Source organism: Flavobacterium sp. RSP15, from assembly GCF_003968755.1.
Lineage (GTDB): Bacteria > Bacteroidota > Bacteroidia > Flavobacteriales > Flavobacteriaceae > Flavobacterium.
This window is the reverse complement of the sequence record NZ_RYDL01000009.1, coordinates 1-13,260: the sequence shown is the minus strand read 5'-3', so window position 1 is coordinate 13,260 and position 13,260 is coordinate 1. Positions and strand designations below refer to the sequence as shown.

General features: G+C 33.5%; 12 protein-coding genes and 1 tRNA gene. 7 read left to right on the top strand and 6 right to left on the bottom strand.

Annotated elements, in window-relative coordinates:
- Nucleotides 1-159 precede the first annotated feature (159 nt).
- On the top strand, nucleotides 160-1,476 hold the full coding sequence (locus EKM00_RS10370) for a hydroxymethylglutaryl-CoA reductase, degradative (RefSeq protein WP_126516116.1): 1,317 nt from the start codon (nucleotides 160-162) through the stop codon (nucleotides 1,474-1,476).
- A gap of 51 nt (nucleotides 1,477-1,527) precedes the next feature.
- Complete coding sequence (locus EKM00_RS10365; RefSeq protein ID WP_126516115.1) at nucleotides 1,528-2,445, top strand: GYDIA family GHMP kinase; 918 nt, start codon at nucleotides 1,528-1,530, stop codon at nucleotides 2,443-2,445.
- Nucleotides 2,446-2,549: 104 nt separating this feature from the next.
- On the opposite strand, the gene EKM00_RS10360 is transcribed toward EKM00_RS10365, so the two are convergent.
- From EKM00_RS10360 to EKM00_RS10335, 6 genes are all read right to left on the bottom strand, one after another.
- Nucleotides 2,550-4,646, bottom strand: coding sequence for a peptidylprolyl isomerase (locus tag EKM00_RS10360; protein WP_126516114.1), 2,097 nt, complete (start codon nucleotides 4,644-4,646; stop codon nucleotides 2,550-2,552).
- Nucleotides 4,647-4,754: 108 nt separating this feature from the next.
- On the bottom strand, nucleotides 4,755-6,014 hold the full coding sequence (locus EKM00_RS10355) for a hemolysin family protein (protein ID WP_126516113.1): 1,260 nt from the start codon (nucleotides 6,012-6,014) through the stop codon (nucleotides 4,755-4,757).
- Nucleotides 6,015-6,017: 3 nt separating this feature from the next.
- Nucleotides 6,018-6,212 (bottom strand): hypothetical protein, encoded by a 195-nt coding sequence (locus EKM00_RS10350; RefSeq protein WP_126452905.1) that lies wholly within the window; start codon nucleotides 6,210-6,212, stop codon nucleotides 6,018-6,020.
- A gap of 11 nt (nucleotides 6,213-6,223) precedes the next feature.
- Complete coding sequence (gene lptC, locus EKM00_RS10345) at nucleotides 6,224-6,778, bottom strand: LPS export ABC transporter periplasmic protein LptC (protein ID WP_126516112.1); 555 nt, start codon at nucleotides 6,776-6,778, stop codon at nucleotides 6,224-6,226.
- 45 nt (nucleotides 6,779-6,823) lie between these two features.
- Entirely contained in the window at nucleotides 6,824-8,074 is a 1,251-nt protein-coding gene (locus EKM00_RS10340) for a hypothetical protein (protein ID WP_126516111.1), read from the bottom strand.
- On the bottom strand, nucleotides 8,067-8,801 hold the full coding sequence (locus EKM00_RS10335; protein WP_126516110.1) for a type III pantothenate kinase: 735 nt from the start codon (nucleotides 8,799-8,801) through the stop codon (nucleotides 8,067-8,069). Before EKM00_RS10335 ends, EKM00_RS10340 begins: the two co-directional genes overlap by 8 nt.
- A gap of 98 nt (nucleotides 8,802-8,899) precedes the next feature.
- Here EKM00_RS10335 and EKM00_RS10330 point away from each other — a divergent pair.
- The 5 genes from EKM00_RS10330 to EKM00_RS10310 all read left to right on the top strand — a co-directional run bounded on the left by EKM00_RS10330 (nucleotide 8,900) and on the right by EKM00_RS10310 (nucleotide 13,073).
- Nucleotides 8,900-8,972 (top strand) — tRNA-Phe (locus tag EKM00_RS10330).
- A gap of 664 nt (nucleotides 8,973-9,636) precedes the next feature.
- Nucleotides 9,637-10,602, top strand: a complete 966-nt coding sequence (locus tag EKM00_RS10325; RefSeq protein ID WP_126516109.1) for a hypothetical protein — start codon at nucleotides 9,637-9,639, stop codon at nucleotides 10,600-10,602.
- 184 nt (nucleotides 10,603-10,786) lie between these two features.
- Nucleotides 10,787-11,074, top strand: coding sequence for a DNA-binding protein (locus tag EKM00_RS10320; protein ID WP_126516108.1), 288 nt, complete (start codon nucleotides 10,787-10,789; stop codon nucleotides 11,072-11,074).
- Nucleotides 11,074-11,478: a hypothetical protein gene (locus EKM00_RS10315; protein WP_126516107.1), complete on the top strand. Its 405-nt coding sequence runs from the start codon at nucleotides 11,074-11,076 to the stop codon at nucleotides 11,476-11,478. Before EKM00_RS10320 ends, EKM00_RS10315 begins: the two co-directional genes overlap by 1 nt.
- Before the next feature lie 110 nt (nucleotides 11,479-11,588).
- Complete coding sequence (locus EKM00_RS10310; RefSeq protein WP_126516106.1) at nucleotides 11,589-13,073, top strand: hypothetical protein; 1,485 nt, start codon at nucleotides 11,589-11,591, stop codon at nucleotides 13,071-13,073.
- The last annotated feature ends 187 nt before the right edge of the window (nucleotides 13,074-13,260 follow it).

Here is a 13,260-nt window from a genome sequence, read left to right as displayed (position 1 = left end):
AACCGTCAATTTTAGTGAAAAATTTACAATAATTTCACATTATATGTGTTAAATCTTAAAAACAATATTTTAAACCCCCTTTTATTGAGGATAATAGGATTGCTACTAAAACGGCTAAAACCGTATATTTGCATTTAATTATACTATAATCAATTGAAAATGAATAAGGCCATTAGCGGATTTTCTAAACTATCCAAAGAAGAAAAAATTAAATGGATTGCCGATCAATATTTTTCAACACCCACAGAAGCCATCGCCTTGCTGAAAAACTACTGGAATTCTGATGAAAAAATACAGAAATTACACGATGAATTCATCGAAAATACGATAACAAATTTCTACATACCGCTTGGAGTTGCTCCTAATTTCCTGATTAATGGAAAATACAGCACCATTCCCATGGCTATTGAAGAAAGCTCTGTGGTTGCCGCTGCCGCAAAAGCTGCTAAATTTTGGTCTACGCGTGGCGGATTTAAAGCAACCGTAATCAATACTGAAAAAATTGGTCAGGTTCATTTTATTTATAAAGGTGATGTTTCAAAATTGAATTTGTTTTTTGTCCAACACAAAAATAAATTCTTTTCAGAAACCGAGTCGATTACCACAAATATGCAAAAACGTGGTGGCGGAATTTTAGATATTATTTTAAAAGACAAAACCGATTTATTGCCCCATTATTTTCAGCTGCATGCCACTTTTGAAACCAAAGACAGCATGGGCGCTAATTTTATCAATTCGTGTCTGGAACAGTTTGCTAAAACCTTAAAAGAAGAGGTCCAAAACTATAGTCTATTCACCGAATCAGAAAAAGAGATTGAAGTAGTAATGAGTATACTTTCGAATTACGTTCCTAATTGTATCGTAAGAGCCAAAGTTTCTTGTCCGATTGCTGACTTGGAAGAAAAACACATTTTAAATCCTCAAGAATTTGCAGAGAAATTTGTGCAAGCCGTACAAATCGCCGAAGTCGAGCCGTACAGAGCCGTTACGCATAACAAAGGAATCATGAACGGAGTAGATGCAGTAGTTTTGGCAACTGGAAATGATTTCCGCGCCATCGAAGCAGGAATTCATGCCTATGCTTCCCGAAACGGAAAATACTCCAGTCTTTCCCACGCCAAAATAGAAAATGGTATTTTTACTTTTTGGCTAGAAATCCCTTTAGCATTAGGAACTGTTGGTGGTTTAACTTCCTTACATCCATTGGTAAAATTATCATTGGAAATGTTAGAAAAACCTTCTGCCAAGGAATTAATGCAGTTTGTAGCCGTAGCCGGTTTAGCTCAAAACTTTGCCGCATTGCGTTCTTTGACTACCACAGGAATTCAGGAAGGACACATGAAAATGCATTTAAATAACATCATCAACCAATTTGAAGCTACTGATGAAGAACGTATTTTAATCCAGAAACATTTTAGAAAAAATGCCGTTTCGCATAGCGCTGTGGTCACCTATATTGAAAGTTTAAGAAAATAATTTTATCTTGAAGCAACAAAGAATAAGGTTGCTTCGTTCCTCGCAAAGACAATGAAGAAAACATTTTACAGTAACGGAAAACTTTTAATCACAGGAGAATATCTAGTCCTTGATGGTGCCAAAGCGTTTGCATTACCAACAAAAATGGGGCAAAACCTCATTATAGAAAAGGGAAATAATAAGGAAATAATCTGGAAAAGTTATGATGCAGATGGAAGTATTTGGTTTGAAGACACCCTTTTATTTTCTGATATTTCAAAGGAAGTTCAAACTAAAAATGAATCGGTCAAGGCTACACTTAAGATTATTTTGCACGAGGCATTCAAATTAAATCCGGGTTTCATTTTAAATTCAGAGGGATACACAATCACGACTGAACTTAGCTTTCCCAAAAGCTGGGGTTTGGGCACGTCATCGACTTTGATAAACAACATTGCTCAGTGGTTAGACATCGATGCTTTTACATTGCTTAAAAACAGTTTTGGAGGTAGTGGTTATGATATTGCCTGTGCGCAAAACGACACCCCTATTGTATATCATTTGGAAAAAGGTACTCCTATTGTTGAAAAAGTATCTTTTAATCCGGATTTTACTAACAATCTTTACTTTGTCTATCTGAATAAAAAGCAAAGCAGCAAAAGCGCAATAGCAGCCTACGATATGAATAAAAAGAATAATCTCCCGAGAACGATTGCTTTAAATGACGTGATAACCTCTGAAGTTTTGAATGCGACTACAATTCAATCTTTTGCTGTAGCACTACAAAAACACGAAGTACAAATGAGTATTGTTCTGGAAACACAAACGATAAAAGAGTCTTTGTTTCCAGATTTCAATGGCGTGATAAAAAGCCTGGGAGCTTGGGGAGGCGATTTTGTAATGGCAATTGCAATTGAAAATCCAACTGACTATTTTATTTCAAAAGGATATGAAACTATAATTTCTTATGATGAAATGATTTTACCATAATTATTTGTATAAATAATCATAGCGGTAAAAAAAGCTGTCGAAAAGCAAAATCCCGATACATTCAGCATGTATCGGGATTTTTATTGTGATTAATTACTTTTTGACTAGTAATTGAATTCTTGTCTGTTGTCTTCAATTTTAGCATTTCCTTTCAAGGCAGGAACTACTCTATTAGCATCTGAAGCGCTTTGTTCCTTTAATTTAGAAACATAAGAAGCATGGCTTTTCAATGCTGGCGCTTTTACAGTGCTATTGTTTTTCACTACATAAACACCTGTATTTCCTTCAATTGGAGCTGACATTTTATTTGCTGCTAAAGCAAATGCATTTCCTACTACACTTGGCTCTTGACCAACACCTGGCAACATCGTGTTTAGCATTGTCAAGTCAGTAGCTTGTTGTACGGTAGCTCCTACTGCTTTCGCGATTGCTTCCAACGAAGAACCTGTCATTTTTGCCTTTATCAATGCTGCTTTTTTCTTGTTTTTTAGTATTTGTTCCACATAAGGTCTCGCCACAGAAACAGCTACTAAACCAGAATCGTCAATACTCTTTAATTTTGCAATTACGTGACCTACATTAGCCACTTCAAATCTTTTTACAGTACCTACTTTTACTCCTTTTTCAAAAGCCCAACGAACGATTGATCTTTGATTTCCTAAAGTTCCGAAGTTTTCGTCCATCCCTTTTACAGAAACAGCCGGAGCTACTGCAAGCCCCATATCTTTTGCAATTTTGTTAAAATCTTTGTCCACAGCATCCATTTCTAATTTAGTTGCCTGCGTAAACATTTTATCTGAAGTGGCCTCAGATGCTTCTATTTTCTGAGCTACGGTAGCCAAACGAATTCCGTCTTGCTTGTCCGTAACTTTGATAATATGAAATCCAAAAGGCGTTTCTACTAACCCTATTTTCCCAATACTGCTATTGAAGACAAAATCATTAAATGGTTTTACCATTTGGTTTGGACCAAAATAACCCAAATCTCCCCCTTGTTGCGAAGATGAATCATCAGAAGCTGTGAAAGCTAACATCAAGAAACTATCCGGACTGGCAGTAACTTGTGCTAAAATACTTTCTGCTTTTGCTTTTGCTTCTTCTTTTGTTCTTTTTTCCTTTTGATTTGGAACTTGAGTCCCTTCATAACTGATCAAAATATGACTTGCTTTTGCATTCACACCTGATTTCATTCCCATTGATTTTGAAATACAGAAATATTTCCCGTATATGTAAGGCCCATAAACGGCTCCAGGAGCAAGATTAAATAATTTATCCGCATCAATTGCAGGCAAATCTTTTTTGGCCACATAAGACGAATCATAAGGAACATCTGAATTTGAATTCACAAACTCAATTGTATTAGTTGCTGCTCTGAATCCTGGTAAGGTATCATTTTTTCCGGTAGCTTGATTGTATACTACTGTTCCGGCTAACAATGCATTTATTTTTGATTTTACTTCGGCTTCATCAGCTGGTGAGGCTTTGTCTTCAATCAAGACATATTCTACTTCACGAGATTCTTCTGCTTTGAATTTTTTTTCATTTTTCTTCATGTAATCAACAATTTCAGCATCAGTCACTTTTACTTGACTGTCTTTGATTGTTGAATATAATCCGGCAACATAAGCAAAGTTTACTTTATTTGCTTCCATCTCATACTGCAACTTGCCTTCGCTCTCCGTTGTAAAAACGGCCGCTTTAATTAATGTAGTATATATTTGATATTTAGCATTAAGATCTGCATCTTTTTCTCTGTCTTTCAAAAACTGAGCTTGGGCAGGGTTTGCTTTGAAATATTCTTTAAATTTTGCAATATCAAAAACACCGGCTGCATTCAAAAACAATGGATTCCCACCAATATTTTGATCGCCTTTCAGCACTTCTAATAGGTGTTTTTCACCTACTCGTAATCCTAATTTTTCAAATTCAGCCGTTAGCAAAGCAACCGAAACTTCTTGTTCCCATACTCTGTTAGCCGCTTCAGTTGAAGTAATTCCTTGACCACTTTTTTCAACATTACTTACTTTAACTCTAAAATCTTCAAATGAAATATCTTTCCCGTCAATGCTTCCTACATCTTTTGATGTACTGCTGAAACCTCCACTGCTAAATATATCACCTATGATAAATGCTACTAAACAAAACCCAATAACTAAGATCAGAAGAAGCGAGCGTTGTCTAATTTTTTGTAATAATGCCATTTTATTGTTGTTAAATTTTATATTCAGGTTGCGAAAATACAATTATCTAATTAATAATTATAGTAGTAGCGTTTTATTTTATAAGAAATTTCAATTTTACAAAAAAAACTACTCTAGCATGGTCATATTTACTAATTCTATTTTCTTATTTGTTGCTTCTTCAATTACAAAACGATACGCTCCAATGGTGATAACCGCTCCATTTTGAGGAATTTCAGTAGTGAAATTCACAATAAACCCACCAAGTGTTCCATACGAATCACTTTCCGGAATAGCCAGTTTATAGGTGTCATTAAGGTACTCGACGTCTAACCGGGCTGAGAAAACGTATTCGCCATCACTGAGTTCTTTTTCAATCAATTCTTCATCTGAATCGTGTTCATCTTCAATTTCACCAAAAAGCTCTTCCACAATATCCTCTACGGTAATAATTCCGGAGGTGCCGCCGTATTCATCTAATACAATAGCTACACTTTTACGTTTTTTGATCAGCAAACTCATCGCATCTTTGATAAAGATTGTTTCCGGAACAAATTCTACCGGAATCACAATATCCTTGATACTATCTGGTTTTTTGAACATATCAAAGGAATGCACGTAGCCTACAATGTCATCGAGTGAATTTTGAAACACCACTATTTTAGAATAGCCTGTTTCTATAAACAATTCTCGGAGATCTATAATGGTATCCGACAAGTCAATGGCTATAATTTCAGTACGAGGATTCATTACATCTCTGGCTTTGACTCCTGAAAATTCTAATGCGTTTTGAAACATCAGAATTTCAGAATCCATGGCGTCATCATCTTCAACACTGCTCATTTGTTCCGTAATGTAATTCCCCAGCTCAATTTTACTAAAATAAAGCTGCACATTATCACCTTCGGTTTTGAAGAATTTTATCAAAACAAAATCAGAAACCCAAATAAAAAATGCAGCTATAAAATAGAAAACACTAAAAAAGAAATAGGCGGGAATTGCAAAAAACTTAAATAGAAAATTGGCATAAATTTGAAAAAAAACTTTTGGCAAAAACTCTGCGGTAATCAGCACAATGATAGTAGAAATTATGGTTTGAATTAATAAATCCAAGAAATCCGAAAACTGAAACCCCAGAGTAACAAACCAGCGCATCAATAATTCGCCCATAAAAAAACCGTAGACCACCATGGTGACATTATTCCCAATGAGCATGGCTACGATAAACTTGGAGGGCTTTTCAGTAAGCTTTGTCAGTATTCTGGAAACAAAACCGCCTTGTTTTTTTTCAATTTCAAGATATATTTTATTTGAAGAGACAAACGCTATCTCCATTCCTGAAAAAAAAGCACTTAGTATTAGACACAGAAAAATAACACTAATCTCCATGAATTAGGATTTTTTGTTTCGGTCTTCAAATTTTTTAGCAAATTTTCTTCTAAAGAAAAACATAAAAACGGCTAATCCGGCAATCATGAAACTCAACCACGGATTTCCTCCCTCGGTATTTAACTTTATGAGACCATCGTAAATAAAATAGGCTCCAAAAACAAGATAAACGTATTGTGTGTATTTTAAGTAGTTCATAGGGTGTTGTGTTATTCAGCGGTTTCGAGTTCGCCGGTTATTTTTTGAGAATTAATCACTTTGAAATCCTTGCTAAAATCGATTCCTTGTCCATTTGAAACACCTTTGGGGTCTGTTAATTTAAACCTTCTTTCGGTAAAAAACCACTCATTCCTTTGGTCAAAATAAAGTTGCTCTGTTTCTAACAGCTGTCCATTTTCAGTAGAGATCCTTACTTTTCCCTGCAGATCAATTACTGCAGTTCCTTTGTAAGAAATGGCATAATTTGATTTGATAAATGTTTTCTTCCCTTTTTTGTCAAATAAAGTAACGTCAATCCCTTTTGGGAATTCCGTAAAAGGAAAGCTCACGTTAGAATAATCTAACATTTTAGAGCTGATCAAAATGGATGTAATCCTTCCTGAATCTGTATATTTGAGATTTACCATATCAGCATCACTACTGGGAACAAACTCGGAGAAATTTATTTTTTGTATTTCCTTATAATTACTTTCGCACCCCAAAAAAAGCGCCCCGGCGAAAACCGTGATCCCTAATTTGATATAATATTTTTTGACTACTGTCATAAGTTGGCCTGGACGAAAAAATTGGAGAAAGTACTTTTTTTTATTCTAGTTGAATTTTCTTCTGATAAACCATTGGTCATTAAGAGAAAAACTCACACTTACATTGGCGTAATTTTCTTGAACTAAATTAGATGCTGTAGTTCCTTTTTTGCCTAATTCAAATCCAATATTCACATTAGAGAACTGACCAGTTAGTGGCAATCCAATGCCTAGAGTTAATCCCATATCATCGATGGATTCTGAATTGATCACCATTCCGGTTTTTTCAAATCTCAAACCACCCCGGTATGTAATCCTTTTTGTATAGCTTGTAAACGAGTTGTAATTAGGAATAAAATACCCTCCAATGCTGTATTTCGAATGCTTCTCGTAGGTAACATTTGGCATTGAATTAAAATTATTTGCCAACGACCCTGCATCCTGTAGCGTCACACCAATGCCTACAAGCCATTTTCTGGCCTGGCCAAAACCTGCTGCTAATGCTAATGTGCTCGGCATTTTCAAATTAACTTGGCTCTTTACATCATCCAGCGCATCGACAACCACCACATCAAAATTAGAACTAAAAACCACTGTCGAAATATTCCTGTTGTTTTTAGACACCAATGTATTTTCCAGCGTATAATTTGCACTACTAAAAAAAGAGATTTTTTTATAGATTTTAGTCTGATACATCATCCCTACATTAAAATTCACCCCAGACAAATCAATCGTATTCAATTCTCTGGTTCCAACAGGAACTCCACTAATGAATTCAAGGTTATTAGATTCAATTTTTCCAAAATTATACTGCACATCGGCACCTACACTAAAATTTGGCGTCACTTTATACCCTACTCCTAAAAAGGCCTTGTTCAAACCACCAGTACCATTGAAACGCTTGCTGTTTTGCGAGGGATCAGTAGCAATAGATTGTATTTTATATCCTACCGATGAATACGGAATTAATCCAAAACCCAACCCAAACTTACCGATAGGCAAACCCACGGCCAGGTAATCCAGAGTCGTTCTTCTTGTATTTGCGGCTTCAGTGTCTGTTTTCATTTTTGTGGTCGCTTGCGTACCACCCAGGGTAAAAGTGGTTAGTTTAAGACTTGCATAACTGGCTGGATTTTGCAAGTTCATGTGTATACTATCTTGTTCAATGGCTATTCCTGCCATCGAACGGTTTTCCAACGTTCCTTTGAACCTAACATCTCCTATTCCATAAAAAGAATACGGGGAGGCTGTCCCTTCTTGAGCAAAAGACACTAATGATAAAAGCAAACAGGCGCTTATTATAATTTTTTTAATCATTTTTGGTTTTATGTTGAAATGTTTGGCTTAAACTTTCCAGAAGAAAATTTGAATTGGCAAATATGGTATTTTTTAATCGTTTAGCCAAAAAATCTGTGTCTCCACCCGTTAAAATTATTATAAAATTTAAATACCGTGCTTTATATTGATTTATAAAACCGTCAATCTCATAAACTAAACCATTTACTACTCCGGAATGAATCGATTCTGAAGTTGATTTCCCAATCAAATCTTCCGGAATCCCCAGAGACAATAAAGGTAATTTTGCGGTGTAGTGATGCAATGCTTCATAGCGCAATCGCAGTCCCGGCGTGATCGCTCCCCCTAAATAATTATTTTCTTGATCTATAAAATCATAGGTAATGCAAGTTCCGGCATCAATGACCAGCCGGTTTTGACCCGGATACCGTAGCGTAGCTCCTGCAGCAAGAACCATACGGTCAATCCCCAAAGTTTGTGGCGTAGCATATTTATTTTGGAACGGAAAAGAATCTTTATTCGAGATAAAATGCACTTTTATCTCTTTATCGAAAGCTAAAAACGGCTGTTTTCCGAGATCTCCAACTGAAGAAACCACCAAATCAGTTGTTTTTTTAAAGTTTTTTAAAATATTTTTAATATTTTTTTCCAATTCAATTTGGCTAAAAATAAAAACCTCCAAAAGCATAGCGCCCTCAAAAACAGCGGCTTTAATTCTGGTATTTCCCACATCAACTACTAAAATCATAATTTCTTTTTTGATGGGACAAAGGTACGAATTGATTTTTTTTTAAAATTGTTTTGGATAAACTAAAAATCATACTATATTTGCACCCGCATTAGCGAGGTACCTTAGCTCAGATGGTAGAGCAATGGACTGAAAATCCATGTGTCCCTGGTTCGATCCCTGGAGGTACCACTTACAACCCTTAATTTCATTATGATTTTAAGGGTTTTTTGTTTTTAGCGTGCTTGACAGGGTGCTTTTAAAGCATATTTCTTACTTCCTTAATTTAACGTAATCTGTTTGAACTAAAATTGATTTTTGATTTTCAAAAAGTTAAAAACTGTTAAACAGTCTCTATATAACATTTTTTATCTGTTTCTATAATCTTAACTTGAAATAATACAAAGTTTAGCAGTCTGGTTTTTTGTCCTTAAATAAATGTCTTTGTTTCGTTTTCTGTGTAAATCATTTTATTATGGTGGTTTCCGTTCTTAAATAAAAGATGGGGAGTACCTCAAAAAAAACGTTTTTCCTCCCTAACTTTTCTTTCTGGTGGTTCTTGTGGGGGGTATAAATTTAATTTTTCAAGAAATTGTTTTTTTTGAAATCATTACAATATCAAAATAAGTTTTCTAACTTTGTAAATCAAGGAGATACAATGATAAAATTTTTACCTTGCAAACCATAACGTTTTTATCGACATAGACTTTGACCTATGTTAGAAAAACAGCATAATCTTAACATAGGTTTGAAGCTGTGTTAAGAAAATCCAATAAACTTAACACGTTAGAAAGTCGTGTTAGGAAATAGACAAAATTGTAACGTTACCATTTGAATTAAAAAACAATACTATTTTATGAAAGACTTTTGGAAAAACCCCGCCGTAAAAAACTATTTAGTTGAGGATATTTTTGATATTGATGAGATTGTAAGACGGTTTGGAGGTTGTCCAGATGATGAGGATTATAAAATTGTAAGAAGTTATTATTGTGATGAATTTGTTGGAGGAGAAGAGGGTTATGAAACTTCATCTGCAACAAAAGAAGATTATGAAAAGTATAAAAGTAGTGATGAAGATTATTATGATTTTAGTTATAGGACAGAATTAAATTACAATGATTTTTTAGATAAATTTTGGTTTGATACTTTTGAGCAAACATTATATGAATATGTTGAACCAGACGAACAAATAGATTTTATTACTTATGTTAATGAAACTTTTTTTACTTTAAGTTTTGAAGGTCAAGGGAAATTGTTTTTAAGAAATATAATTAAAAAATTAAATCATTGGAGTGCGGAACTTTTAGTAATGATTGATTCAAAACGAATGAATGATTTTTATAAAATAAATAAGATTCAAGAAAAAGTAATTAAACATTATTCGGGAAGTTACTTAAATACAAAAAGAAGAATAATAAACCATTATAAATTTATATATTCCGAAATTGAAAATGATTTTATGCCAATCGGTACTGAAATAAATACTAAACTGACTAGAGATGAAATATTAAATAAACTTGTTGGAGATAATAGCAATAAAAACAAATTCTATGAATATGAGAAGAAGTTAAAAACTCAAAAATATTTATCAAAGGATTCTGAATGGATTAAAAACCCAGTAGATTTTTCCCGTTTTTATTCATATTGTTTAAACAAGACAATTTTTAAATCCTATTTTTTAGAAGATGATAACAGAGGAATTGATTTCTTAAGGAATTTATTTAATTTTCATAGGGGAAAAAGTATTGATTCTCCAGCAAAAAGAAAGAAACAATTAATTGAAAGTAAAAAGACGCAATTTAATTTTTTAGATACAAATTAGTCTTTTTTAGTCCAAGACTAAATTTTTTTTTCATTTTTTTTATCTTATTTTAAATGCTGTTATTACTTAAGTAGCAACAAAATTCATTTAGTCTGTGTAGTCCTATTTTAATTTATTCGGTTTAATTCGGTTTAATTTCGTTGAAGAAAATAGCCAATGTCGGTTATTGTAAAGCAAAATTAGAATGAGTACACAAACATTTCAAATGGTTAATCTGTCCGTGAGTGACCTAACAGAATTAATCAAAAATGCAATTTCAACTGAAATTCAAAAAGTAGTTAGCCTAGCTACACAACCACAAAAAATTGAGACAGAAATTCTCACTCGGGAAGAAGTCAAGGACTTACTGAAAATTTCCTATACTTCACTTTGGAAGTACAACAAGCAAAAAACATTAATCGCAAGGAAGGCTAACGGAAAAGTTTTCTATATGAGGTCTGACGTTATGAATCTTTTAAATAACGTTGCATAATGAAAAAGTATATTCTACCAATTCCGCTAATGTTGACAACTGTTATTGATAATCACATTGTAGATTTAACCGATTTAGAACTTAATAGAGAAGTTACAATTTTTATTCTTGGTTCTTTATTGTACGAAAAAGTAAATCCAAAAGGGTTAAAGCAATTCAATATCCACATTCAAAATATTCCACAATTCAAAGTATATATTCAATTTTTTACTGAAAATAAACTATTGCATCAGTTTGAAAATGGCTATAAATACGCCTATGATGTCGAGTGGAGTAGATATTTAGAAGATTATAGTTTTGATTCAATTACAGTCAAGAAACTACTCAAAAAACTGTTTCCTAACATTCAGCAGTATCTTAATTCTGTTTTGGCATTTCTTGAGCCAAATATTAAGGTAGCGTAAACTTCACATTGGCAAATCTGCCATAAATCAAATCCATTTAATCACAAAGACAATTAGCGATGTTCTTACGCATCAGGGCTTCGCTATGTCTTTTTTTTAACCAAAAAACAATGACCGAATACACCATATTAAAACTAAAAAACATAAACTTAGAAGAACGATTGAAACAGTTCCCGCCAAATGATAAGAACCTTCCAATCAAAGATTTAAATGCTGATTTTTTATACTTACTTATTCATTTTGTGTTGGAGCAAATGGCAAATAGAATCGATAAAGATGGACACGCTAATTTGTATGATGAATTCAATCGGTTATCTTCAACCACGCTTGAAAGTTATAACAAAAACTACCGTTTCCATATTCGTTATTTATGCGAGAATTTTCCAAATATTGGTAATATTTTCGAAAGAGATAATTATTCAGAAGGAAGATGTTACGGTTATCGCTTGCGCCATTTTTATCATTGGGAACAGTTGGAGCCGTATGTAATTACAGATAGATTATTGGTCAAAAAGCTGAATAAAAATAATGTATTGGTACTTCAACCCGAAATGCAAAAAAAATTCGAATTTCTAGCGGAATATTTCAATCCCAAAAGATTAACAATTCAGTTTCAAGAGGCGTTAAACCATAATTCCGATATATTGGAGGAAAAAGGAAATATGAAAAATTATTTAGTCAATGCGTTTAAGATTCTGAAAATACAAAATGGAACTTATTATATGAGCCACAATCCAGAAACAGACGGGCGATTTCATTCTAATATTACAGGATTTTCAAAAGAATTCAGACCGTTTTTGCGATTTGACGGCGAGATAATTTCAGAAATCGATATTTCTGCTTCAGTTCCTACTTTTCTATTTTACCTCATTGGTAATCACAAGAATTCTAATTCTCATTTAGATAAAGTAATTAATAAAACTAAATCTTTCTATTCTCATTATATGTTCTCAAAAGAAGCTGTAAGTATTGATAATAAAGAGATTCAATATTTTGGAAACAGTATTTTGTCTGGAGAGTTTTACTCCAGTTTTATTCATAAATTAGAAGAGTTTTACAATGCAGAATATACCTATACTAGTTACATTCCGATATTAGATGAATTTGGGAAACCACATTATACGCGTAATAATTCAAATTATATGAATGCTTATAACCAATGGCAATTTGAGGAATATTATTTTCCGCAAGGTAGTTACAAAAATTATGACCGAAAACCATATCCCGAAACGGTAACAAAAGAATATGCCAAAGAAAAAATATTAAGTATGTTGAATGCCAAAAACAAAACGTTTCTATATGAAGAAATGGCTTTTAAAAGTTTGTATCCCACTATTTTTGAATTTGTAGCTAAGATTAAAGAAAAGAACCACAAACATTTTTCGCATTTAATGTTACAAATGGAATCATTTTTTATGTTGAAAATCGTAGCCCGAAGACTGAAAAACAAGTTTAAAAAAGTACCTTTTTTTACGTTACACGATTGTATTTGTACAACGGAATCAAATCTAAATCTTGTAAATGAGTTTATGACAATCACTTTAACAGCCGAATTGGGATTTACGCCTGTGATTAAGATGAGACATTGGATTTAAGACTGTTTTTAGGGGTTTTTATCAGTATTCGATTTGTTTATGAACTCAAGTGGATATTCCGCTGCAAAGGTCGCCACGATTCCGCTACAAAGTGCACCACGATTCCGCTGCAAAGTACACCACCCATTCCGCTTCAAAGTACACCAATTATTCCGCTGCAAAGGTCGCCACTTATTCCGGAGCAAAG

Bases quoted from the DNA above. Each gene is read 5' to 3' on its own strand.
- EKM00_RS10370 (WP_126516116.1), top strand. From the start codon at position 160: ATGAATAAGGCCATTAGCGGATTTTCTAAACTATCCAAAGAAGAAAAA.
- EKM00_RS10365 (WP_126516115.1), top strand. From the start codon at position 1,528: ATGAAGAAAACATTTTACAGTAACGGAAAACTTTTAATCACAGGAGAA.
- EKM00_RS10360 (WP_126516114.1), bottom strand. From the start codon at position 4,646: ATGGCATTATTACAAAAAATTAGACAACGCTCGCTTCTTCTGATCTTA.
- EKM00_RS10355 (WP_126516113.1), bottom strand. From the start codon at position 6,014: ATGGAGATTAGTGTTATTTTTCTGTGTCTAATACTAAGTGCTTTTTTT.
- EKM00_RS10350 (WP_126452905.1), bottom strand. From the start codon at position 6,212: ATGAACTACTTAAAATACACACAATACGTTTATCTTGTTTTTGGAGCC.
- lptC (WP_126516112.1), bottom strand. From the start codon at position 6,778: ATGACAGTAGTCAAAAAATATTATATCAAATTAGGGATCACGGTTTTC.
- EKM00_RS10340 (WP_126516111.1), bottom strand. From the start codon at position 8,074: ATGATTAAAAAAATTATAATAAGCGCCTGTTTGCTTTTATCATTAGTG.
- EKM00_RS10335 (WP_126516110.1), bottom strand. From the start codon at position 8,801: ATGATTTTAGTAGTTGATGTGGGAAATACCAGAATTAAAGCCGCTGTT.
- EKM00_RS10325 (WP_126516109.1), top strand. From the start codon at position 9,637: ATGAAAGACTTTTGGAAAAACCCCGCCGTAAAAAACTATTTAGTTGAG.
- EKM00_RS10320 (WP_126516108.1), top strand. From the start codon at position 10,787: ATGAGTACACAAACATTTCAAATGGTTAATCTGTCCGTGAGTGACCTA.
- EKM00_RS10315 (WP_126516107.1), top strand. From the start codon at position 11,074: ATGAAAAAGTATATTCTACCAATTCCGCTAATGTTGACAACTGTTATT.
- EKM00_RS10310 (WP_126516106.1), top strand. From the start codon at position 11,589: ATGACCGAATACACCATATTAAAACTAAAAAACATAAACTTAGAAGAA.